Annotated in this window: 23 protein-coding genes and 1 tRNA gene; 19 read left to right on the top strand and 5 right to left on the bottom strand. The window is 66.7% G+C overall.

Annotation, left to right across the window (positions count from 1 at the left end):
- Window positions 1–30 precede the first annotated feature (30 nt).
- Window positions 31–639 carry a YeeE/YedE thiosulfate transporter family protein gene (locus RM532_RS03800; RefSeq protein WP_311651815.1) on the bottom strand — a complete coding sequence of 203 codons (609 nt, stop codon included), beginning with the start codon at window positions 637–639 and terminating at the stop codon, window positions 31–33.
- Entirely contained in the window at window positions 636–1154 is a 519-nt protein-coding gene (locus RM532_RS03795; RefSeq protein ID WP_311651814.1) for a YeeE/YedE thiosulfate transporter family protein, read from the bottom strand. Before RM532_RS03795 ends, RM532_RS03800 begins: the two co-directional genes overlap by 4 nt.
- 189 nt (window positions 1155–1343) lie before the next feature.
- On the opposite strand from RM532_RS03795, the gene RM532_RS03790 reads away from it, so the two are divergent.
- From RM532_RS03790 to RM532_RS03740, 11 genes are all read left to right on the top strand, one after another.
- On the top strand, window positions 1344–1799 hold the full coding sequence (locus RM532_RS03790; RefSeq protein ID WP_311651813.1) for a DsrE family protein: 456 nt from the start codon (window positions 1344–1346) through the stop codon (window positions 1797–1799).
- Window positions 1796–2191 (top strand): thioredoxin family protein, encoded by a 396-nt coding sequence (locus RM532_RS03785; RefSeq protein WP_311651812.1) that lies wholly within the window; start codon window positions 1796–1798, stop codon window positions 2189–2191. Before RM532_RS03790 ends, RM532_RS03785 begins: the two co-directional genes overlap by 4 nt.
- A gap of 122 nt (window positions 2192–2313) precedes the next feature.
- Window positions 2314–4104 carry a DNA mismatch repair endonuclease MutL gene (gene mutL / locus RM532_RS03780; RefSeq protein WP_311651811.1) on the top strand — a complete coding sequence of 597 codons (1791 nt, stop codon included), beginning with the start codon at window positions 2314–2316 and terminating at the stop codon, window positions 4102–4104.
- 44 nt (window positions 4105–4148) lie between these two features.
- A complete protein-coding gene (miaA, locus tag RM532_RS03775; protein WP_349255259.1) occupies window positions 4149–5120 on the top strand; it encodes a tRNA (adenosine(37)-N6)-dimethylallyltransferase MiaA in 972 nt (323 codons plus the stop codon).
- Between the two features lie 69 nt (window positions 5121–5189).
- Window positions 5190–5456 carry an RNA chaperone Hfq gene (gene hfq, locus RM532_RS03770; RefSeq protein ID WP_311651971.1) on the top strand — a complete coding sequence of 89 codons (267 nt, stop codon included), beginning with the start codon at window positions 5190–5192 and terminating at the stop codon, window positions 5454–5456.
- A gap of 44 nt (window positions 5457–5500) precedes the next feature.
- The gene (hflX, locus tag RM532_RS03765; protein ID WP_311651809.1) at window positions 5501–6805 is read left to right on the top strand and encodes a ribosome rescue GTPase HflX; all 1305 of its coding nucleotides are present in this window, start codon (window positions 5501–5503) and stop codon (window positions 6803–6805) included.
- Between the two features lie 78 nt (window positions 6806–6883).
- A complete protein-coding gene (gene hflK, locus RM532_RS03760) occupies window positions 6884–8239 on the top strand; it encodes a protease modulator HflK (protein ID WP_311651808.1) in 1356 nt (451 codons plus the stop codon).
- A 3-nt stretch (window positions 8240–8242) separates the two neighbouring features.
- A complete protein-coding gene (hflC, locus tag RM532_RS03755; protein ID WP_311651807.1) occupies window positions 8243–9109 on the top strand; it encodes a protease modulator HflC in 867 nt (288 codons plus the stop codon).
- Window positions 9110–9124: 15 nt separating this feature from the next.
- Entirely contained in the window at window positions 9125–9310 is a 186-nt protein-coding gene (locus tag RM532_RS03750; protein ID WP_311651805.1) for a DUF2065 domain-containing protein, read from the top strand.
- Entirely contained in the window at window positions 9310–10518 is a 1209-nt protein-coding gene (locus RM532_RS03745) for an ATP phosphoribosyltransferase regulatory subunit (RefSeq protein ID WP_311651804.1), read from the top strand. The genes RM532_RS03750 and RM532_RS03745 overlap by 1 nt, the downstream gene beginning before the upstream one ends.
- Entirely contained in the window at window positions 10518–11810 is a 1293-nt protein-coding gene (locus RM532_RS03740; protein ID WP_311651803.1) for an adenylosuccinate synthase, read from the top strand. The genes RM532_RS03745 and RM532_RS03740 overlap by 1 nt, the downstream gene beginning before the upstream one ends.
- A gap of 278 nt (window positions 11811–12088) precedes the next feature.
- Here RM532_RS03740 and RM532_RS03735 read toward each other — a convergent pair.
- Window positions 12089–12175: transfer RNA gene (locus RM532_RS03735), tRNA-Leu, on the bottom strand.
- A gap of 76 nt (window positions 12176–12251) precedes the next feature.
- Between RM532_RS03735 and rnr the strand changes: the two genes are divergently transcribed.
- The 8 genes from rnr to alr all read left to right on the top strand — a co-directional run bounded on the left by rnr (window position 12252) and on the right by alr (window position 19976).
- A complete protein-coding gene (gene rnr / locus RM532_RS03730) occupies window positions 12252–14489 on the top strand; it encodes a ribonuclease R (protein WP_311651802.1) in 2238 nt (745 codons plus the stop codon).
- A gap of 6 nt (window positions 14490–14495) precedes the next feature.
- Window positions 14496–15191: a YiaD family glycine zipper/OmpA-like lipoprotein gene (locus tag RM532_RS03725; protein ID WP_311651801.1), complete on the top strand. Its 696-nt coding sequence runs from the start codon at window positions 14496–14498 to the stop codon at window positions 15189–15191.
- An 87-nt stretch (window positions 15192–15278) separates the two neighbouring features.
- Window positions 15279–16037 carry a 23S rRNA (guanosine(2251)-2'-O)-methyltransferase RlmB gene (rlmB, locus tag RM532_RS03720; RefSeq protein ID WP_311651800.1) on the top strand — a complete coding sequence of 253 codons (759 nt, stop codon included), beginning with the start codon at window positions 15279–15281 and terminating at the stop codon, window positions 16035–16037.
- A 140-nt stretch (window positions 16038–16177) separates the two neighbouring features.
- A complete protein-coding gene (gene rpsF, locus RM532_RS03715; protein WP_349255258.1) occupies window positions 16178–16522 on the top strand; it encodes a 30S ribosomal protein S6 in 345 nt (114 codons plus the stop codon).
- Window positions 16523–16545: 23 nt separating this feature from the next.
- Window positions 16546–16776, top strand: coding sequence for a 30S ribosomal protein S18 (gene rpsR, locus RM532_RS03710; RefSeq protein ID WP_311651799.1), 231 nt, complete (start codon window positions 16546–16548; stop codon window positions 16774–16776).
- A gap of 14 nt (window positions 16777–16790) precedes the next feature.
- Window positions 16791–17411, top strand: coding sequence for a 50S ribosomal protein L9 (rplI, locus tag RM532_RS03705; protein ID WP_311651798.1), 621 nt, complete (start codon window positions 16791–16793; stop codon window positions 17409–17411).
- Between the two features lie 116 nt (window positions 17412–17527).
- Window positions 17528–18883 (top strand): replicative DNA helicase, encoded by a 1356-nt coding sequence (gene dnaB / locus RM532_RS03700; RefSeq protein WP_311651797.1) that lies wholly within the window; start codon window positions 17528–17530, stop codon window positions 18881–18883.
- Between the two features lie 4 nt (window positions 18884–18887).
- Window positions 18888–19976, top strand: coding sequence for an alanine racemase (alr, locus tag RM532_RS03695; protein ID WP_423246877.1), 1089 nt, complete (start codon window positions 18888–18890; stop codon window positions 19974–19976).
- Here alr and RM532_RS03690 read toward each other — a convergent pair.
- The gene (locus RM532_RS03690; RefSeq protein WP_311651795.1) at window positions 19967–20389 is read right to left on the bottom strand and encodes a hypothetical protein; all 423 of its coding nucleotides are present in this window, start codon (window positions 20387–20389) and stop codon (window positions 19967–19969) included. The genes alr and RM532_RS03690 overlap by 10 nt on opposite strands.
- The gene (locus RM532_RS03685) at window positions 20386–21738 is read right to left on the bottom strand and encodes a DUF3179 domain-containing (seleno)protein (RefSeq protein ID WP_311651794.1); all 1353 of its coding nucleotides are present in this window, start codon (window positions 21736–21738) and stop codon (window positions 20386–20388) included. The genes RM532_RS03690 and RM532_RS03685 overlap by 4 nt, the downstream gene beginning before the upstream one ends.
- Window positions 21739–21776 lie beyond the last annotated feature (38 nt).

The following is a 21776-nucleotide window of genomic DNA, read 5'->3' as shown; positions in this document are numbered from 1 at the left end:
GTCAATGTCCTCGAATCGGTACGAAAGGGATCACGCGTTGCCGGGCTGGGCCGACTGGTCGCGGGTGTCGGTGTCGCGCTGTTTCGGCTTGGGTGTACGCGTGGTGAAGTAGCCCACGCCGGCCGCCACGGCGGTCAGCATCAGCAGGACCACGATCGTGGGCAGTCCCAGCAGTTCCGGCACCGTCTGGGCTTCCGGCGCGGGCAGGGCGGTCAGCATGGGCTCCACCGCGTTGTAGACGCCCGCGAACACCACGGTGCCCAGAATCAGGCCGAGAAAGAACACCACGCCGTCCATGTGGCCGGAAAAAATGCCGACCACGGATGTTCCCGGGCAGAAGCCGCCCACGGCCATGCCGGCCCCTACGCCCGCGCCGCCGAGCAGGGTGGCGTAGATGAAGGCGGAGGGGATGTAGATATCGTTCTTCGAGATGAACCCGGTCATCTCCAGGATGAACAGCCCGAAGGCGCATACCAGGATGGCGGTGAACATGACGTTGAACACCGTCCAGTCGCGGAAGCGCAACTGGGCGGTCAGCTTGCAGGCGCTGGCGAAGCCGGCCCGCTCCAGCGCGAACCCGAAGATGGCGCCGCATACCAGTGCGGTGGCCACGCTGTACATACCGATGGTGAAGCTCATGCCCAGTACCTCTTCATGAACAGACCGACGCCCGCGCCGGTGGCAAAGAAACTGATCAGGAAAAGAAAGCCGGCCACACCCAGGGTGGCGCTGCCGGACAGCCCCAGCCCGCTGGTGCAGCCCAGCGACAGGCGGGCCCCGAAACCGGCGAGCACACCCCCGAGCAGCGCAAGACCGCCGCGCTTGGCGCGGCCGAGTTTATCCGGGCCGCCGAACTGCAGACGGAAGCGGCCGGCGGTCAGAGCGCCGATCAATGCGCCCACGGCGAGGCCGATCAACTGCCAGGTAATCCAGAAATTGAGCGGGTTGTAGCCGTCGGACAGCATGCGTCCGAAGTAGGCGTTGGATTCGGCCGCGTTGCCGGCCACGGTCTGACTGGTCTTGGCCGCGATGGCGGTGGTGGCGCCGCTGGCCCCCAGCCCGTGCCCGGTGAGCACGAACGTCAGCAACAGGCCGAGGCCGAGCAGGCCGCCGGCGATATAGGGATTCCAGTACGGCTTGGGTGCAGTCTGCATGCAATCTCTCCTCCTGCGATGCATCCGGCGGGTGCCGGGACGATGCCCGGGTTTCGATCACCCGGGATCGTCGCGCCGGGTTGCTTGTAATACCCGTGCGAGTATCCGTACTGTTATCACAGTCGATTTCGCGGCGTCAATTTTCCAGCGCCGTGGTCGAACATACGTTCAGCCGTGCGGAGCCCCGTCATGAAAGCGATTCCGGTCCATCCCACCCGCCGTCGCCTGCTCGGTGGTCTGTTGCCTGCGGGACTGTTGCTCGGCGCCGGTGGCGTCGCCGCGGCGGCCGACTCCCGGGCGGGCGTGGTCTATCACCTCAGCGACAGCGCCCGGGCGACCGGGGCGATCCGTAATCTGGAGAACCATCGCGCAGCCGATGACGGTATCGAGATCGCGGTGGTGGCGCTGGCCGGCGGTGTCGATTTCCTGCGCAGCGGAGCGAAGGACGATAACGGCAATGACTACAGCGCCCTGGTCGAGGCGCTGAGCTTCAAGGACATCCGCTTCCTGGCCTGCGGTAATACCCTGGAAGCGCTTGATATCGATCCCGCCGATCTGCACTTCGGCGTCGAGGTGGTAGCCTCCGGGGTGGCGGAAATCGCCCGCCTGCAGAACGAGCGCGGATTCGCCTACATCCGTCCATGAGGCTGCGACCGATCCTGTCGTGGCTGGCCGCCGCCGGCGGCCTGGCGGTGCTGGCGACCGGTCTGGCCTGGCGGTCGGCGGCCCCCGCGGCGGAGCCGCGACTGCTGATGTTCGAGCTGCCCGACTGCCAGCCCTGCATCCAGTTCGAGCGGGACGTCGGCCGTATCTACGGCAACACGGAGGAGGGTCGCCGCGCGCCGATCCAGCGGTTGCCGCTGGATGAACCGCCGCCCGAGGACCTGGCACTGGAAGCCGATGTCGAAGTCGCGCCCACCTTCGTGCTGATCCGGGATCGCCGCGAACTCGGGCGCATCACCGGCTATCGCGATGACGAGGCCTTCTGGCTGTCGCTGACACGGCTGTTGCGGGAACTGGAAAACGACACGGACTGACGGATTGCCGGTGCCCCCGGCCGGGTAAGCGCGGGCGGTCGGGATGGCATACTCGGCGATGTTCACGCGGCGGCCCGCGCACTGCCGTGTCATACCGACCGCCGAGCCCCGGAAGCCCGTTCATGAGCATTCGCGTCCTGCCCCCGCAACTGATCAGCCAGATCGCCGCCGGCGAGGTGGTCGAGCGGCCGGCGTCCGTGGTCAAGGAGCTGCTGGAGAACAGCCTGGATGCCGGGGCCGGCCATATCCGCGTCGATCTGGAATGCGGCGGCCTGCGGCTGATCCGGATCCGGGATGATGGCCGCGGCATGGGCCGCGAGGAGCTACCGCTGGCGCTGGCCCGCCACGCCACCAGCAAGATCGCCAGCCTGGACGAACTAGAACGGGTGGCCAGTCTCGGTTTTCGCGGCGAGGCCCTGCCCAGCATCGCGTCCGTGTCGGATCTGATCCTGACCAGCCGGCCGCATGACGCGGACGAAGCTTTCAGCGCGGTGGGGGTGGGCGACGATGACCCGCCGCCGGTGCGCCCTGCTTCGCATCCGCCGGGCACCACGGTCGAGGTACGGGATCTGTTCGCCCGGGTACCGGCGCGGCGCAAGTTCCTGCGCACCGAGGCCACCGAATTTCGGCATGCCCATCAAGTGGTTCGCCGTATCGCGGCCAGCCGGTTCGATGTGGCGTTCACGCTTCGTCACAACGGCAAAACCGTGCTGGAGCTGGCGCCGGCGACCGCCGCGGCCGAGCGCGAGGATCGGGTGGCCCGGCTGTTTGGCCAGGACTTTCTCGCCCATGCGGTGGCGCTCTCGGAAACCGCCGCCGGCATGCAGTTGACCGGCTGGATCGCCACCCCCGGGTTCTCCCGCTCCCGGGCCGATCTGCAGTACAGCTACGTCAACCAGCGGCTGATCCAGGACCGGCTGTTCAACCACGCCGTACGTGCCTCCTATCAGGATGTGCTGCACAACCAGCGGTTTCCGGCGTATCTGTTGTATCTGTCGATGGACCCGGCCGGGGTCGACGTCAACGCGCATCCAGCCAAGGCCGAGGTGCGCTTCCGGGCGTCGCGGCAAGTGCATGATTTCGTTCACCAGAGCCTCAAGCAGGCGCTCCGGGCGCAGGGTGGGCACGATCAGGCCCACCACGTGCCGCTACCGACCTCGTTCGACCCGGCGCCGGCGCCTCGCCATGAAGCCGGGACCGCCGGCTCGTCGCCGATCCGTCAGCGGGGCCTGGGCCTGGGTGAGGCGGCCGCCACGTATGCGTTCCAGCAGCCGGCCTCGACACCGGCTACCGCGGTGGCTGCCGCGCCGCCCGACGAGGCGCCGGCCACGCCCCGGCTGGGCTATGCGCTGGCCCAGCTGCGCGGCATCTACATCCTGGCCGAGAATGCCCAGGGGCTGGTGCTGGTGGACATGCACGCGGGCCACGAACGGGTGCTTTACGAGCGCCTGAAGACGGCGCTGGGCGAGGGCCGGCTGATCAGTCAGCCGCTGCTGGTGCCGGAAGTGGTGGATGTGGGCGAGGCCGCGGCCGATGTCGCCGAGCAGGCGGCCACGCAGCTGGCCGCGCTGGGGGTGGAACTGGATCGCCAGGACCCCAACCGGGTCACTGTTCGCGCGCTGCCGACCCTGCTGGGTGAGGTGGATGCCGCGGCCCTGGTGCGCGATCTGCTGTCGGACCTGGCCGCCGAGGACGGGCCGGGCCGTATCGCCCGGATGCAGGATGAGCTGCTCGCGGACATGGGCTGCCGGGCGGCGATCAAGGCGGGGCGTCGGCTCAGCCTGGCGGAGATGAACGCGCTGTTGCGGGACATGGAGGGCACCGAGCGGGCCGGTCACTGCAATCACGGGCGGCCGACCTGGGTGCAGGTGGATATCGCCGATCTCGACCGCATCTTCATGCGCGGCCAGTAAGCAGGCTGCGCGTTTCGAGTTTCAGGACCGAAACGCCAGAGGTGATGACAAAACCCGAAACCCGAAACTCGCAACCCGAAACCGGAAAACCCGTGGTTTTCCTCATGGGCCCCACCGCGTCGGGCAAGACCGACGCGGCCCTGGCGCTGGCGGAGCGGTTGCCGGTGGACCTGATCAGCGTTGATTCGGCGATGGTCTACCGCGGCATGGACATCGGCACCGCCAAGCCGCCGCCCGAGGTCCGGCAGCGGGTGCCGCACCGGCTGGTGGATATCCGCGACCCGGCCGAGGGCTATTCGGCCGCCGATTTCGCCACTGATGCCCGCCGCGAGATCGGCCGCAGCCACGCCGCCGGCCGGGTGCCGCTACTGGTGGGGGGCACGATGCTCTATTTCCGGGCGCTGTCCGAGGGCCTGTCGCCCCTGCCGCCGGCGGATGCCGCCATCCGCGCCGAGCTGACCGCCGACGCCGAGCGCCATGGCTGGCCGCAACTGCATGCACGGCTGGCGGAGCAGGATCCGGTTACCGCCCGGCGATTGCATCCCAACGACGGTCAGCGCATCCAGCGGGCGCTGGAGATCGTTTCCCTGACCGGCCGCCCGGCCAGCGATATCCAGGGCGCCCGGCAGGGCGACGCGGTGGCCGCTGGGGCGGTACGGCTGGCGCTGGTGCCGGGTGATCGGGCAAGGCTGCATCAGCGCATCGAAACGCGCTTTCACGCGATGCTGGATCAGGGCTTCATCGAGGAGGTTGAAAACCTGCGGCGTCGCCCCGATCTAGGGCGGGAAATGCCGGCGATGCGCGCGGTCGGATACCGCCAGCTGTGGCACTACCTGGCCGGCGAATGGTCCTATGACGAAGCCGTTCGGCGCGGCATATTCGCCAGCCGGCAGCTGGCCAAACGGCAGTTGACCTGGCTGCGTCGGGACCACCGGCCACGCTGGTTCGACGCGGACGCCGCGACGGTTAACGACGACATTCACGACACGCTTGCCAGGGCGCTCGAACTGGCATGACTCGTGCTAAAGTTTCGATCTATGGATGACGACACGCCTCCCATGCCCGAAAACGACGGAGATCAAAAAATGGCGAAGGGCCAGACACTACAAGAACCATTTCTCAATGCATTGCGAAAAGAGCGTGTGCCCGTTTCCATCTATCTGGTGAACGGCATCAAGCTGCAGGGCCAGATCGAATCCTTTGACCAGTTCGTGGTGCTGCTGCGCAACGCGGTGTCACAGATGGTGTACAAACACGCCATCTCCACCATCGTGCCGTCGCGCAACATCAAGTCGTCGGTCGGCTCGGAGCCGGATTCGGAGCAGGATGAGGAAACCCCTGGCAACGAATAATCGGTTACGGCCGATCATCCGGGATCTGCCGTTGAGCCACCCGCTTGTTTGAGCGTCCCCGCAGCGGGCAGCGAGCGCTGCTCGTCCATCTGCAGTTTCCTCTCGAGGAATACGAGCACGCCCGGGTGGAATTCGTGGAGCTGGTGCGCTCGGCCGGTGCCGAGGTTCTCGACGTGGTCGGCGGCAGCCGGCGGTCACCCGACCCGCGATTCTTCGTCGGGGGCGGCAAGGCCGACGAGCTTGCCGAGCTGGCGGCCGAGCTGGGCGCCGAGGTCGTGGTGTTCAATCACGACCTGTCGCCGAGCCAAGAGCGCAACCTCGAGGCCCGGCTGAAATGCCGGGTGCTGGGCCGGGCGGGTCTGATTCTGGATATCTTCGCCGCTCGCGCCCGCTCCCATGAGGGCAAGCTCCAGGTGGAACTGGCGCAGCTGCGCCATCTGTCCACCCGGCTGGTCCGCGGCTGGTCGCATCTGGAACGCCAGAAGGGTGGCATCGGTCTGCGCGGGCCCGGCGAAACCCAGCTGGAGACCGACCGGCGGCTGATCGGCGATCGCATCACCCGGCTGCGTGCTCGGCTGGAAAAGGTTCGCGCCCGCCGCGAGCAGGGCCGCGCCGCCCGGCGCCGCGCGGAGACGCCGACTATTTCCCTGGTGGGTTATACCAACGCCGGCAAATCAACACTGTTCAATCGGCTGACCGGCAGCGACATATACGCCGCCGACCAGCTGTTCGCCACGCTGGACCCGACGCTACGGCAACTGCCGATGCCGGTGGGCGACCCGCTGATCCTGGCTGATACGGTGGGCTTCATTCGCGACCTGCCGCCGGAGCTGGTGGCGGCGTTCAACGCTACGCTGGAAGAGACGCTGGAGGCCGAGCTGCTGCTGCACGTGATCGATGCGGCCGACCCCGAACGGCGCGATCACGCGGCCGAGGTCAACGCCGTTCTGGCCGATATCGGGGCTGATCGCGTGCGTCAGATCGAGGTGTTCAACAAGATCGACGCGGTGCCCGGTGAATCGCCACGGGTGGAGCGCGACGGCGAAGGCCGCGTCATCCGGGTGTGGTTGTCGGCCATGGACGGGCGCGGCCTGGATCTGCTGCGCGAGGTGCTCACCGAGGTCTGCCGGCCGGACGTGCTGGCGGGTGTGCTCAGTGTCCCCGCGGCGGCGGGGCGGCTGCGGGCGCGCCTGTTCGACCTGGGCGCGGTGCAGGGTGAACAATACGACGAGGCCGGCCGGTGCGTCCTGACCGTGACGGTGACGCGTAGTGACCTGGACCGGCTCTGCCGGCAGGAAGGCATGGACGCGACGCGTCTCTGGCAGGCGCCGCCACGGGCGCTGGCGTAGCCTGAATAATCTCTGCGTCGGGATTCCGCATGGAACCCGGCGGTCTCATCCACTAGAATCCGCGGGTCTATTCTATTCATGAAGGCAAAAATGGCCTGGAACGAGCCTGGCAAGGGGCAAGACCCCTGGGGCGGCAACAATGGCAACCGCGGCAGCGGCGGCGGCGGTGGACCGCCCGATCTCGACGAGATCTGGCGCCGGCTCAAGCAGCGCTTCGGCGGTGGCGGTGGCGGTCGCAGTGGCGGCAGCGGCGGTGGTGGTCCTGGTGTCGGTGCCCCGAACCCGAAACTGCTGCTTGCCCTGATTCCGGTTGTGCTGGTGATCTGGCTGGCCACGGGCCTGTACATCGTGCAGCCGGGCGAGCAGGGCGTGGTGCTGCGATTTGGTGATCTGCAGACCACGACCGGCCCGGGCTGGCACTGGCACATGCCGTATCCGATTGCCACCGTGATCCGGGTGGACGTGGAACAGGTGCGCTCGGTGCAGAACAGCGCTGTTATGCTCACCAAGGACGAGAACATCGTTGATGTCCGGGTGGCGGTGCAGTATCGCGTGTTCGATCCGGGCAACTTCCTGTTCAACGTGCGGGCACCTGATGAGACCGTGGAACAGGCGCTCAAGAGCGCGGTCCGCGAGATCGTGGGTACCAGCCGCATGAATCAGGTAATCCAGGAAGGCGTGAAGGTTTCCGAACTGGAACAGCAGGCGCTGGACAACGTCGACCTCAAGGAACGAAAGGTCGAGCCCGAGAGCGAAGACGCCCTCAGCGACATCGAGCAGGAGCTGGTGGATCGCATCCAGGATCAGCAGGACAGCTATCCGGAGATCACCAACCGCTCGCGGGCGATGCTGCCGCAGAACATCGAGAGCATCCTGCAGTCAATGCTCGACGAATATGAGGCGGGCATGCGGGTGCTGGCGGTCAACGTGCAGTATTCTCAGCCGCCGGAACCGGTGCAGGGCGCCTTCGAGGAGGCGATCAAGGCCCGTGAGGAGGAAGAACGCAAGAAGAACCTGGCCCGCGCCTATGCCCGCGACATCGTCGCCCGGGCCGAGGGTGAGGCCGCCAGCGTCCTGCTCGAGGCCCAGGGTTACCGCGAACAGAAGGTGGCCCGGGCGCAGGGTGAGACGGTGCGGTTCACCGCGTTGCTCGACGAGTACACGCGGGCCCCGGCAATCACCCGCCAGCGTCTGTATCTGGAAAGCATGGGTGACGTGCTGTCCGGTTCCAACCTGATCATCACCGGGGGCGACCAGTCGTCGCCGCTGCTCTACATGCCGTTGCAGGAAATGCTCAAGGGCACCCCGAACAAGGGCAAGAGCAGTGAAATCAGCAGTGATAATCCGCCGCCGATGATCGACACCAGCAGCAGCAGCAACAACAGCAGCAGTGGCAGCACAAGCCGTGATCCGCTGCGCAGCCGGGAGCGATAGGCCATGAATGGCAAGTTGATGATTGCGCTGTTCGTGCTGATCCTGGGCGCCTACGTGGCGCTGGACAGCGTGTTTACCGTGGACGAGCGCGAGCGCGTGGTGGTGGTCCAGCTGGGCGAGATCGTGGGGCAGAACTATCCCGCGGGTCTGCATTTCAAGATGCCGTTCATTCAGAGCGTGGTGCGTTTCGACGACCGCATCCTGAATCTCACGGAAGAGATCGAGCGGGTTCTGACCTCCGAGAACAAGAACCTCTCGGTGGATTTCTTCGTCAAGTGGCGGATCGCCGACACCGTGGACTTCTACCTGTCCAACCAGGGCAGCGAAGCCCGGGCTCGCAGTCTGCTCACGGAAATCGTCGAGAACGATCTGCTGGCGGAATTCTCCAAGCGCACCATCCGGCAGGCGATCGACGACGACCGCAACGAGATCGTCGCGGCCGTGCAGGTGCAGTCGGATCAGGACGCCGTGGATCTGGGTATCGAAATCCTGGATGTGCGCATCATGCGCCTGGACCTGCCGGACGAGGTCAGCGAATCGGTGTACGACCGGATGCGTTCCGAACGCCAGGAAGTGATCAAGACCCTGCGTGCCCAGGGTGACGCCGCCGCGCAGGAAATCCGGGCGGATGCCGAACGCGAGCGCACCATCATCCTCGCGGAGGCCTACCGGGAGTCGCAGGAGATCCGTGGTGAGGGTGATGCCCGGGCGGCGGAAATCTATGCCGAGGCCTATGGTCGCGACGGCGATTTCTACGCCTTCATGCGGAGTCTGGAAATGTACCGCAACTCGGTCGGTGGCAAGGACGTGCTGGTGCTCGAGCCGCAGGGCGAATTGTTCCGCTACTTCAATCCGGACGTTTCGCAATAGCGCCGGGGTCCGCCCATGTGGTCGGATCTGGTTGGCGCGCTGGCGCTGGTAATGGTCATCGAGGGTCTGATGCCGTTTCTGGCGCCGGAGCGCTGGCGTGAGTGGCTGCTGCAGATCGTGACCATAGATGGCCGCACCCTGCGAGTGTTCGGCGGTGTGATGATTGCGATCGGTCTGTTTCTGCTGAATTGGGTCAATTGATGCACGCCAACCGCTGGTTGTTGCCCGACGGGGTGCAGGAAATCCTGCCGCCGGAATCCTGGCGCCTGGAGGCGGCTCGCGCGCGGCTGCTGGCGCTTTACTGGCGGTGGGGTTTCGAGCTGATCCGGCCGCCGATGATCGAGTATCTCGCGTCGCTGCTGACCGGGGCGGGGCGCAATCTGGAACTGCAGACCTTCAAGCTCACGGATCAGCTGTCCGGTCGCATGCTGGGTGTGCGCTCGGACATGACCACTCAGGCGGCGCGCATCGATTCTCACCGCATGGCCGCCGACGGCCCGGCCCGCTACTGCTACATCGGTAGCGTGCTGCGTACCCGGCCGGAGGAGCCCGGCGGGTCCCGCTCGCCGCTGCAGATCGGGGTCGAGCTGTTCGGCCATGCCGGCATCGAAAGCGACCTGGAAGTGTTGTCACTGATGCTGGAAACCCTGCAAGAAATGGGCATCGAGGAGGCGTTTCTGGACCTCGGCCACGTCGCCATCTACCGCTGCCTGGTGGAACGGGCAGGCGTAAGCAACGACATCGAGGCGCGCCTGTTCGATATCATGCAGCGCAAGTCGGTGCCTGATCTGCAGCGTCTGGTCGATGCCGGCGAACTGGCGGCCGAGGCCGCGGAAAATTTCCGGCAATTGATCGGCCTCAACGGCGGTACCGAAGTGCTGGGGCAGGCCCGATCGCTGGGGCAACTGGACACGCGAATTGCCGCTGCGCTGGAAACCCTGGGTGCGCTTGTGAGCCGGCTCGAGCACCACTACCCATCGGTACCGCTGCACCTGGATCTGGCAGAACTGCGCGGCTATCGCTACAAGACCGGGGTGGTATTCGCCGCGTTCGCTCCGGGGCTCGGGCGCGAACTGGCCCGCGGTGGTCGCTATGACGATGTCGGCGCCGCCTTCGGGCGCGCACGGCCTGCCACCGGATTCTCGGCGGACCTGAACGTGCTGGCCGCGCTGGGCACGCCACCGGCGGTGGCGCCGCAGGCGGTGGCGGCGCCGGCCGGGGATGACCCGGGGCTGCTGGCGGCTATTCGCCGCCTGCGGGGCGAGGGTTGGCGGGTAATCGTGGCACTGCCGGGTGAACCGGCCGGCCATGCGGACGAGCGCGCCACTCATGATCTGGTGGAATGCGACGGCGACTGGGTCTGCCGGGCGCGGTCCGGAGCCAATAATGCAAACGGGGAGCACAGCTGATGGGGCGTAGCGTTGTCGTGATCGGCAGCCAGTGGGGCGACGAGGGCAAGGGCAAGATCGTCGACCTGCTCACCGATCACTGCCATTCCGTGGTGCGTTTCCAGGGCGGGCATAACGCCGGTCACACGCTGGTCATCGGCGGCGAGAAGACGGTGTTGCATCTGATCCCCTCGGGCATTCTGCACGATGGCGTGGCCTGCCTGATCGGCAATGGCGTAGTGCTGTCGATGAGCGCGCTGCTCGAGGAAATGGCGGCGCTGCAGGCGCGTGGCGTGCCGGTCGAGCAGCGGCTGCACATCAGCCCGGCCTGCCCGCTGATCCTGCCCTGCCATGTAGCCCTGGATCAGGCGCGGGAACTGGCCCGCGGCAATGCCCGCATTGGCACCACCGGCCGGGGCATCGGACCGGCCTACGAGGACAAGGCCGCGCGCCGCGCGGTACGGGTGGGCGATCTGTTCGCCCGCGAGCTGTTCGCCGCGAAGCTCGGCGAGGTGCTCGACTACCACAACTTCGTGCTCAAAAGGTATTTCAATACCGAAACCGTGGACTTCCAGGAAACCCTCGACACCTGTCTGGCCCAGGCCGAAACCATCGCCCCGATGGTCACGGACGTCACCGAACACCTGCGACAGGCCCGCCGGAACGGCCAGTCGGTGCTGTTCGAGGGGGCTCAGGGGGCGCTGCTGGACATTGATCACGGCACCTATCCCTACGTGACCTCGTCGAACACCACCGCCGGCGGCGCGGCCACCGGTACCGGCGTTGGCCCCGGTTACTTCGACTATGTTCTGGGTGTGGTCAAGGCCTACACGACCCGCGTGGGGTCCGGCCCGTTCCCCACCGAACTGGATGACGAGCACGGCCAGCATCTGGCTTCCCGGGGGGCCGAATTCGGCGCCACCACCGGGCGGGCGCGGCGCTGCGGCTGGTTCGATGCGGTCAGCCTGCGCCGGGCTGTGTTCAACAACAGCCTGTCCGGATTGTGCATCACCAAGCTCGATGTCCTGGACGGCCTGGATTCAGTGCGCATCTGCGTGGGCTATCGAACCCAGGGCCGGGATCTGGCCATGCCGCCGGTCGGCGCCGAGGCGCTGGCCGAATGCGAGCCGATCTACGAGGAAATGCCGGGCTGGTCGGACTCCACCGCCGGGGTGCGCAAGCTCGACGAGTTACCGGATGCAGCCCGCAATTATTTGCAGCGGCTGGAAGAGATTACCGAGACCCCGGTCGATATCATCTCTACCGGCGCGGATCGCGAGCACACGATCATGCTGCGACATCCGTTCGGGTGAGGGTGTATCGTTCGCGGATCACGGCAAGCGAGATTCGGACCGGGCCTGATCTCCTCTCGGTCTCTTCCATAAGGGGAGGGAGGACCGCCAATATTCACGCTCAGCACGAATGTGAGTTCTTATTGTACCGACGAGAGGACTTGACGATTTCGTCAGGAACGAAACCGGACCGCCGTAGGCGGGGCCGAAGGCCGAGCCCCAGGGACGGGGCGAGCAACCTCCATTACGTGGGGGTTCGCTCGGAAGCAGGAGGCCGAGACCATCTCGGGTATTTGAGATGGTGCCGAGGAGAGGACTTGAACCTCCACGAGCTTTCGCTCACTAGCACCTGAAGCTAGCGCGTCTACCAATTCCGCCACCTCGGCAAGGCGCGTGCAATCTATAGACGCGTTACGGCTTTGTCAACGCCGTGACGCCAACTTTACAACGTCGGAGCGACGATTGAGTCAAAAGCAAAAATCAGGTTCGGACTGGCGCGACCGCGATCCCGCGTTCTCGCGCGAACAGTCCAGTTACCGTCAGCCGGTGCCCAGCCGCGAACTCGTCCTGGACGATCTCGATGCGCTCGGGCAGCCGATGACCCGTAGCGAACTGGAGAAACACTATGATCTGCGCGACGAGGCGCAGCGCGAGGCCTTCGACCATCGCCTGCGTGCGATGTTGCGCGACGGTCAGCTGGTGGAGAACCGCAAGGGGGCGCTGGGCTCGATCCGGCGCATGGACCTCGTGCGCGGCCGCGTCCAGGGTCATCGGGACGGCTTCGGCTTCCTGATCCCGGATGAGGGCGGGGAGGACGTGTTCCTGAATCCCCGACAGATGCGGTTGCTGATGCACGGGGATCGTGCCACCGCGCGCATCGTCGGGCGGGATCGCCGCGGCAAGCCGGAAGGGCGGGTGGTCGATGTGCTCGAGCGGGCCAACACCCGTGTGGTCGGGCGCTTCAATCTGGATCACGGCATGGGTCATGTGGTGCCCGACAATGCCCGCATCCAGCACGACATCCTGATTCCGGAGGATGCCCGCGGCGGCGCCAGGGCCGGTCAGATCGTCAGCGCCGAGCTGGTGGAGCCCCCGGGCAAGCGCGGTCAGGCGATCGGCCGGGTGGTCGAGGTGCTGGGCGAGCATCTGGCGCCGGGCATGGAGATCGACATCGCCGTACGGTCGCACGGGATTCCGTTCGAGTGGCCGGCGGGCGTGGTCGAAGAGGCGGAGTCGATCGGGGATGTGGTGCCCAAGCAGCACTACAAGGGCCGCGAGGACCTGCGCGATCTGCCGCTGGTGACCATCGACGGCGCCGACGCCAAGGATTTCGACGACGCCGTCCACTGCCGGGCCACCCGCAGCGGCTGGCAACTGACGGTGGCGATCGCGGATGTGTCGGCCTACGTGAAACCGGGCTCCGGCCTCGATGCGGAGGCGGTCAACCGCGCCACCTCGGTGTACTTCCCCGGCCACGTGGTGCCGATGCTGCCCGAGGCCCTGTCCAACGGGCTGTGCTCGCTCAACCCCGATGTCGACCGGCTCGGCCTGGTCTGCGAGATGCGGGTGTCCCGCAAGGGCGAGGTGAGCCGGCCGAAATTCTATTCCGCGGTGATGCGCTCGCATGCCCGGTTCACCTATGAGCGCGTGGCCGACCTGCTAGCCGACCCGGCGTCGGCTGATGACGATCCCGATGGCGATCTGCTGCCCGAGCTTCAGGCCCTTTACGACGTCTACGAGGCCCTGTTGCATGCGCGCCAGGAACGGGGGGCGATCGATTTCGAGACCACCGAAACCCAGATCGTGTTCAACCGCGACCGCAAGATCGACCGCATCGAACCGGTGAATCGGACCGATGCCCACCGTCTGATCGAGGAATGCATGATTGCCGCCAATGTGGCGGCGGCCCGTTTCCTGGGCAAGCACCGCATGCCGCTGCTCTACCGCGTGCATGCCGGCCCGGATGCCGATCGGCTCACCAATCTGCGGGAATTCCTGGCCGAACGCGGGCTGGGTCTGGGCGGTGGCGACAAGCCCGAGGCCGAACACTTCGCGCGCCTGCTGAAGCAGGCGGCCGAGCGCGACGACGCGCGGCTGATCCAGACGGTGCTGCTGCGCTCGCTCACCCGGGCAGTCTACAGTCCGGATAACCACGGACATTTCGGTCTGTCCCTGGCGGAGTATGCCCACTTCACCTCGCCCATCCGGCGGTATCCGGATCTGCTGGTGCACCGCGCCATCAAGCATGTGGAGGCTGGCGGCAAACCCGCTACCTTCGACTACACCCACGGAGACATGGTCACCCTGGGGGCCGGCTGCTCGGCGGCAGAGCAGCGTGCCGATGATGCCACCCGCGACGTGGACGACTGGCTCAAGTGCGAGTACCTGCGCGATCACGTGGGCGATGAATGGAACGGCATGATCACCGGCGTTACCGCCTTCGGGCTGTTCGTGGAACTCGACCATATCTATGCCAGCGGACTGATCCATGTCTCCAGTCTGAGCAACGACTACTATCACTACGATGCCACCGCGCAATGCCTGCGCGGCGAACGTTCAGGTATCGTTCATCGACTCGCTGATAGGGTGCGCGTCAAGGTTGTCCGGGTGGACCTGGATGAACGCAAGATCGATTTCGAACCGACGTCGGCCACTGCCGAACCCAAGGCAGGCAAACGCCGCCGCACAAAAAAGAGGTAACTATTCATGATCCGATTCAGTTTGATGGCACTGCTGGCCGCATCCGTGTTCGCGGCAGGTTGCGCTGGCGACCCGAATCGCCGCACCAAGATCGGCGCCGGTGTGGGTGCCGTAGTAGGCGGTCTGATCGGCAGCGAAGTGGGTGACGAAAGCAACTCCAACATCGCGGCTGGCGCCGTGCTGGGCGCATTGGCCGGCGGCGCCGCGGGCCGCTACATGGATAACCAGCACGCGGAATTGCAGGAGCGGCTGGCCGCCGAGCAGGCCCGCGAAGAGCTCTACATCACCCGCATGGGCGGCGATACGCTGCGGGTCGGCGTGGCCGCCGACGCCTCCTTCGAGGTCGACAGCGCCGATCTCAACTTCGATGCCCAGAGCACCTTCGACAAGATTGCCAACGTGTTCAAGGACTACGAGAAGACCGCCGTGCACCTGGTCGGCCATACCGACAGCTCGGGGTCGGACAGCTACAACCAGAAGCTTTCCGAGCGCCGCGCCAGCGCCGTGGCGTCGTACCTGTCCAGCAAGGGTGTGGACTCCTCGCGCATGGTCACCTGGGGCCGGGGCGAGAGCGAACCCATTGCCACCAACGACACCGAGGCAGGCCGGTCGCGCAACCGCCGCGTGGACATCGTGATCAAGCCCATCGTCGAGGGCCAGGAAAAGGCCGCGTTCACCGCGCCGCCCTATCTGGGTTCCTGATCCTGACTAGGTCGACGGCAGTCCGCGGGAGGGTGTTCGGCATCCTCCCGTTTTTTTGGTCTTTCGACATGAGGCGAATCGGCGCCGATGACGGACCGTGACCAGATAGTGCCGGTGGGTGGCTGGCATGCGGTCATTGCCGCCATGCGCAGCGGCCGGCGGGTGTTCGAGCTGTGGCTGCTGCAGGATCGGGATGACGCCCGCGCCCGGGAGGTTACCGGTCTGGCGACCGACCTGGGCGTGGTCTGTCGGCAGGTGCCGCGCGCCGAGCTGGACGCGCGGCTGCCGGGCATCAATCATCAGGGCTGCGTGGCGCTGTGCGCGCCGCTGGCCGCGCTGGGCGAGGCCGGTCTGGATGACATCCTGTCCGCCGTGGCATCGCCGTTGCTGCTGGTGCTCGATGGCGTGCAGGATCCTCACAACCTCGGCGCCTGCCTGCGCAGCGCCGCGGCGGCCGGCGCCGACGCGGTGATCACGCCCCGTGACCGGGCGGCCGGGCTGAGTACGGTGGTCCGCAAGACCGCGGCCGGTGGCGCCGATTGCGTGCCGCTGATCCAGGTGACCAATCTGGCGCGGACGCTGCGCAATCTGCAGGCGACCGGCGTCTGGGTGGTGGGTACCGCCGCCGAGGCCCCGCGCAGCATTCACGAGACCCCGCTCACCGGGCCGCTGGCACTGGTGCTGGGCGGCGAGGGCGGCGGTCTGCGCCGGCTGACGGCCCGCACGTGCGATCACCTCGCAGCCATCCCCATGGCCGGGGGCGTGGCCAGCCTGAACGTCTCGGTGGCCGCGGGCATCTGCCTGTTCGAGGCCCTGCGCCAGCGCGGTACCTCCGACATGTCCTGAACCGCGTTGCCGGTACTGGCAACCGCAAGCCGGAAGCTGGTAGACTCCGCGCCGCGCAGACGCCGGCTCGGCTGTCTGCTCTCCTTGCTCCACGGTGGCCGATTCGGGTCATCCGGGGGCATGTCCCACGAGGAGTGACAATGAGACATTATGAAATCGTGTTTCTGGTCCATCCGGACCAGAGCGAGCAGGTGCCCGCGATGATCGACAAGTATCGCGGCATGATTGAGGACTCCGGCGGTACCGTGCACCGCCTGGAGGACTGGGGCCGCCGTCAGCTCGCCTACCCCATCGCCAAGATCCACAAGGCCCACTATGTGCTCATGAACGTGGAGTGCGGCGGTGAAGTGCGCGAGGAACTGGAAGGCATCTTCCGTTTCAACGACGCCGTGCTGCGCTACCTGTGCATGCGCCGGCCCAAGGCCGATACCGCACCGTCCCCCCTGGCCAAGAAGAGCGACGACGACAGCAAGTCGGCCGCCTGATCGCTACCTGAGGAATATCAATCATGTCCCGATTCTTCCGTCGCAAGCGTTTCTGCCGCTTCACCGCCGAAGGTGTCGAAGAGATCGATTACAAGGATCTCGATACGCTCAAGCAGTACATCACCGAAACCGGCAAGGTCGTGCCCAGCCGCATCACCGGCACTGCTGCGCGCTACCAGCGTCAGCTGTCCACGTCCATCAAGCAGGCCCGCTACCTGGCCCTGTTGCCTTACACCGACCGGCATTCCGGTTAACCCAGGAGAACGCGATGCAAGTCATTTTGATGCAGAAGGTTCGCAACCTGGGTGATATCGGCGACGAGGTGAAGGTGCGGGCCGGCTACGGCCGCAACTTCCTGATTCCCCGGGGCGTGGCCCTGATGGCCACGGTGGCCAACCGCAAGACCTTCGAATCGCGCAAGGACGAGCTGCTCAAGGCCTCCGAGGATCGCATGGCCCGCGCGCAGGGCCGCGCCGAGTCGTTCCGCGGCAAGTCCTTCACCGTGCCCATGCGGGCCAGTGACGAGGGCAAGCTGTACGGCTCCGTCGGCCCGCAGGAAATCGTCGATGTCGTCACCGCCGAGACCGGCGAGGAACTCGATGCCAGCGAAGTGATTCTGGCCGAGGGTGCGATCCGCCAGACCGGCTACTACGAGGCCACGCTGCAGTTGCATGCGGAGGTCGAGGTGCAGATCGAGCTGGTGGTGGCGCAGCTCACCGACATGGGCGTGAACATGCCCAACATGCCGGTGGCCGAGGACGAGACCACATCGGCCGCGGCGCAACTGCCGTCCGATGAGGACGAGGAAGACGACGAGTACACCGAGGAAGCCGCGGACGACGTGGCAGCCAATGAAGACGAGGACAAGGCGGGTACCGATACCACCTGATCCCGTGCCGCAATCCGGCAACTGACAACGCCGCCGTCTTCGGCGGCGTTGTCGTTTCCGCCACTGCGTTAAACTGCCCGCCTCGGGTCCCGCCGACTACTCGCCGTATCGCCGCCATGTCCGCCGAGCTCAAGCTGCCGCCGCATTCGCTGGAAGCCGAACAGGCCGTCATCGGCGGGCTGCTGCTCGATAACGACGCCTGGGACCGAATTGCGGGGCGGATCTCGGAATCCGACTTCTACCGCGAGGACCACCGGCTGTTGTTCCGCGGCATCGAGTCGCTGGCCGACGCCGGCAAGCCGCGCGATGTGGTCACCATTGCCGAATGGCTGCGCTCGCACGATCTGGTCGACCGGGCCGGGGGCACCGGCTATGTCGGCAATCTGGCCGCCGAGACCCCGAGTGCGGCCAACATTACTGCCTACGCGGACATTGTGCGCGAGCGCTCGGTCACGCGGCAGCTGATTGCCGCCGGCAGTGAAATTGCCGAACTGGGCTTCGCTGCCGAGGGGCGCAGCGTGCCCGATCTGCTGGACGAGGCGGAGAAGCGCATCTTCGCCATCGCCGATCAGAGCCGGCAGAACGGGAAGGGGGCGTTGTCGCTCAAGCAGGTGCTGCCGCAGGTGGTGGAGCGCATCGAGTACCTGCACGAGAACCAGGGCGCATTTACCGGTCTGGCCACCGGGCTCAACCAGTTCGATCAGCTTACCAACGGGCTGCAGAACTCCGACCTGATCATCCTCGCGGCGCGGCCTTCCATGGGCAAGACCTCGCTGGCGATGAACATGGTGGAGCACGTCACGCTCAAGCTGCGCCAGCCAGCGGCCGTGTTCTCCATGGAAATGTCGGCCGAACAACTGGTCATGCGCATGATCTCGTCTTGGGGTCGCGTGGACCAGAGCCGCCTGCGCAGTGGTCACCTCGAGGACGAGGACTGGCCGCGCATCACTTCGGCCATCGGTATCATGAACGAGAATGCCAATCTGTTCATCGACGACACCCCGGCCCTGTCGCCCTCCGAACTGCGGGCCCGGGCGCGCCGGCTCAAGCGCGAGCATGACATCGGGCTGATCATGGTCGACTACATGCAGCTCATGCAGGTGCCGGGCACGAAGGAGAATCGCACCAACGAGATTTCGGAAATTTCCCGTAATCTCAAGGCCCTGGCAAAGGAACTCGATATCCCGGTGATTGCCCTGTCCCAGCTCAACCGCAGCGTTGAACAGCGCGACAACAAGCGCCCCCGCATGTCCGACCTGCGCGAGTCCGGCGGCATCGAACAGGACGCGGACCTGATCGTGTTCATCTACCGCGATGAGGTCTACAACGAGGACAGTGACGACAAGGGCGTGGCCGAGATTCTCCTGGCCAAGCAGCGCAATGGCCCGCTGGGGACCTGCCGCGCGGCCTTCCTGGGTCACTTCACCCGGTTCGAGAACCTGCAGGATCACTACGAAGACGATTTCGGCTGATGGGGTGCCCGGCTTGAGCGAGCGCGCCCGCGCCGAAATCCATCCGGCCGCGCTGCGGCACAACCTGACGGTGGTGCGGCGCCTGGCGCCGGGCCGCCGCGTCTATGCCGCGGTCAAGGCCGATGCCTATGGTCACGGCGTGGCTCGCCTGGCCGATGCCCTGCGTGATGCCGACGGCCTGGCCGTGGCCAGCTTTGCCGAACTGCAGGCTCTGCGCGCGGCCGGGCTGACCCAGCCGGTGGTGCTGTTGTCCGACGTGCTGGATGGCGATCTGTCGGCGCTGGCGGCTGATCCCGATGCCGAGCCGTTGCTCTTCAGCACCGTCCAGTTCGACCGGCTCGCTGCCATCGCTGCCGAGCATCCCCGGCGGGTGTGGATCAAGCTGGATACCGGCATGCACCGCCTGGGTTTTGTCCCGGATCAGGCCGCTAGCCTCCACGAACGGGTGCGGGCGACACCCGGTCTGACACTTGCCGGCTGGATGACCCATCTCGGCTGCGCGGACGATCCGGACGACCCCATGACCACCCGGCAGGTCGCGCGTTTCGACGCCGCCCTTGCGTCGCTGCCCGGAAGCCGGTCGATCGCCAATTCCGCCGGCATCTGTGCCTGGCCCCGGACCCATGCCGATCTGGTGCGGCCGGGGATCATGCTCTACGGTGGCTCGCCGCTGCTCGATCGTTCGGCCGCCGATCTCGGGCTCAAGCCGGTGATGACACTGAGCGCGCCACTGATCAGCCGTACCGAGATCCCGGCCGGCGAACCGGTGGGCTATGGCGCCACCTGGCGGGCGCCGGAAACCATGCCCGTTGGGGTAGTGGCGATCGGCTACGGGGACGGCTACCCCCGCCACGCCCCCAGTGGTACGCCGGTCAGCCTGGCTGGTGCGCCCACGCCGCTGGTCGGGCGGGTGTCCATGGACATGATTACCGTCGACCTGCGCCGGGCACCGGATGCGCGGGTGGGCGACCGGGTGGAGCTATGGGGTGCCGATGTGCCTGCGGATGCGGTTGCCCGTGCCGCCGGTACCATCGCCTACGAACTGTTCTGCCGGCTCAGCCCCCGGGTGCAATTCCGCGTCTGTCAGGGGTAGACCACGTACCGAAGCGCCAGCTCGCGACCGGCCAGCCGGTCGGCGACGTCCCCGCGATGCGCAGCCGGTCCCAGGTACACTAGGGTTGCGCCAGCAAGATCATTCGCTGGTTGCCGATCCAGGGCATCTGTCAGCGTGGCCTGATTGAAGACCGCATCGGGCCCCACTACCACCAGATACTCGCCCCCGGATGCCGCCTCCCGCAGGCCGTCGACCAGATCCCCGGCGGCGGCGTCACCGTCGACGGGATCGAGATCGAAGAACAGGAAATCGCGATGCCCGGATGGCACCTCCAATCCGGCCAACGCGAAGGCGGTGCGGCTGTCGTAGACCGGCGAGGGGCCCGCGTCGTTACCACAACCCGCGAGCAGGCCGACCAGGACCAGACCGGCAATGCGGGCCGCGGCGATCATGGTTCCACCCGGCTGTCGGGATGGCTGCCGCTCCAGGTGCGCCAGCTGGTTTCCCGGGCCGGTAACCGCGGCAATTGTCGGTCTTCGGGGCCGATCAGCACGGATTCGGTCTGTCGCCAGCGACGACCCTGTTCATCCTGCCAGACGCCCTGGGCATCGCCTCCGCTCAGGCGGATGCTGCCGGTGTCGTAGACCCGCAGGGCCCGGTCCGCGCGCAGAATCGACACGGTCCGTCCGGCCAGCCGGACCTGCCTGACCGCCTCGCCCGCGTCCGCGCTGATAGTCACGGCCAGGGCGTCGCTGTCCTCGGTCAGGCCCAGCACGGCCTGATTGGCGGCTAGCGGGCCGGGTGCCGCGAGTCGGGCCAGGCGCCGGTCGGCGCGATACTGCCGGAATGCGGCCTTGTCGCGGCGGAAGGTTGTCTGATCGGGGTCGCCCTCGAGCACCCGGGTATCGGGATGAAGCTGGCGCCAGGCCTGCCACGTCGTGGTCACCTGCGGCGTGGCTGTCAGCTGCCGGGTGTCGCCGTGTGGATCGGGCCAGAGGCGTTCGCCGTCGAGCGCGCGCCAGAAGGATGTGCTGCCAGCGTCGTGCAGCACCGTGTCACCCTTGAACAGGAACACGCTGTCGCGCAGGTCGATCAGTTCATCGCCGCGCAGCCGGTAGGCGGCGGTGGTGCCGCTCAGGGGGTCGTGGATGACCAGCGCGTCGCCCGCCGTGGTGCGGTCGCGCAGGGCGATGTGGTCGGCCACCAGTCGGCGGGGATAGGCCCGGGCGTGACCGTCCAGCACCAGGCCGATCACCAGTTCGTCATCGCGCAGCGCCACCTCTTCGGGTCGAGTCATACCGGCCCGCGCGGCGGGTGCGGGCCGGTCGCTGCGACGCAGTCCGGTCCATTGCAGATGCTGGAAAGCGGCGGGTTCGACGTCACGTAGATCCTGGTAGAGCTGACGCTCCACCAGCCCCAGCAGGCTGGCTTTGATGCGCGCGTAATCCGGGTGCAGGGGTGGTTCGGCCTGCCGCCGCCATGCCTGCCAGTCGGTCGGGGTGTCACCCGGCTGTGCGTCGGTGTGGCGGCGCAGCAGGTCCATCATGGCGCCGCGGGTGCGGGCATCACCGGCAAACGGCAGGGCGTCGATCAGGGGGGCGGCGTAATCTGGACGCCAGTGCGCGTCGATCCAGTCCAGGGCTGCCTCGCGGGCATCGGCGCTGCCCGTACCCAGCGTCAGAATCTGGCCGCGCAGGCTTGGATCCTCGCGGACCTCGCCACACGCAGCGAGCAGGCTGATCAACAGGACAGCGATCAGTGTGCCGCGTGCGCCCGGCTGTGTTGCGGGTCGTCGGATCATCGCTCATCCATCGTGATTGATTGTCCGGAAGTGTTGCA

This window comes from Spectribacter hydrogenoxidans, assembly GCF_031846275.1.
Classification (GTDB): Bacteria; Pseudomonadota; Gammaproteobacteria; order Nevskiales; family Salinisphaeraceae; genus Spectribacter; species Spectribacter hydrogenoxidans.
Note: the sequence above shows the minus strand (reverse complement) of the source record. Positions and strands in the feature narration are given on the sequence as shown.

Coding starts and splice junctions, on each gene's coding strand:
- RM532_RS03800 (WP_311651815.1), bottom strand. CDS start 639: ATGAGCTTCACCATCGGTATGTACAGCGTGGCCACCGCACTGGTATGC.
- RM532_RS03795 (WP_311651814.1), bottom strand. CDS start 1,154: ATGCAGACTGCACCCAAGCCGTACTGGAATCCCTATATCGCCGGCGGC.
- RM532_RS03790 (WP_311651813.1), top strand. CDS start 1,344: ATGAAAGCGATTCCGGTCCATCCCACCCGCCGTCGCCTGCTCGGTGGT.
- RM532_RS03785 (WP_311651812.1), top strand. CDS start 1,796: ATGAGGCTGCGACCGATCCTGTCGTGGCTGGCCGCCGCCGGCGGCCTG.
- mutL (WP_311651811.1), top strand. CDS start 2,314: ATGAGCATTCGCGTCCTGCCCCCGCAACTGATCAGCCAGATCGCCGCC.
- miaA (WP_349255259.1), top strand. CDS start 4,149: ATGACAAAACCCGAAACCCGAAACTCGCAACCCGAAACCGGAAAACCC.
- hfq (WP_311651971.1), top strand. CDS start 5,190: ATGGCGAAGGGCCAGACACTACAAGAACCATTTCTCAATGCATTGCGA.
- hflK (WP_311651808.1), top strand. CDS start 6,884: ATGAAGGCAAAAATGGCCTGGAACGAGCCTGGCAAGGGGCAAGACCCC.
- hflC (WP_311651807.1), top strand. CDS start 8,243: ATGAATGGCAAGTTGATGATTGCGCTGTTCGTGCTGATCCTGGGCGCC.
- RM532_RS03750 (WP_311651805.1), top strand. CDS start 9,125: ATGTGGTCGGATCTGGTTGGCGCGCTGGCGCTGGTAATGGTCATCGAG.
- RM532_RS03745 (WP_311651804.1), top strand. CDS start 9,310: ATGCACGCCAACCGCTGGTTGTTGCCCGACGGGGTGCAGGAAATCCTG.
- RM532_RS03740 (WP_311651803.1), top strand. CDS start 10,518: ATGGGGCGTAGCGTTGTCGTGATCGGCAGCCAGTGGGGCGACGAGGGC.
- RM532_RS03725 (WP_311651801.1), top strand. CDS start 14,496: ATGATCCGATTCAGTTTGATGGCACTGCTGGCCGCATCCGTGTTCGCG.
- rlmB (WP_311651800.1), top strand. CDS start 15,279: ATGACGGACCGTGACCAGATAGTGCCGGTGGGTGGCTGGCATGCGGTC.
- rpsF (WP_349255258.1), top strand. CDS start 16,178: ATGAGACATTATGAAATCGTGTTTCTGGTCCATCCGGACCAGAGCGAG.
- rpsR (WP_311651799.1), top strand. CDS start 16,546: ATGTCCCGATTCTTCCGTCGCAAGCGTTTCTGCCGCTTCACCGCCGAA.
- rplI (WP_311651798.1), top strand. CDS start 16,791: ATGCAAGTCATTTTGATGCAGAAGGTTCGCAACCTGGGTGATATCGGC.
- dnaB (WP_311651797.1), top strand. CDS start 17,528: ATGTCCGCCGAGCTCAAGCTGCCGCCGCATTCGCTGGAAGCCGAACAG.
- RM532_RS03690 (WP_311651795.1), bottom strand. CDS start 20,389: ATGATCGCCGCGGCCCGCATTGCCGGTCTGGTCCTGGTCGGCCTGCTC.
- RM532_RS03685 (WP_311651794.1), bottom strand. CDS start 21,738: ATGATCCGACGACCCGCAACACAGCCGGGCGCACGCGGCACACTGATC.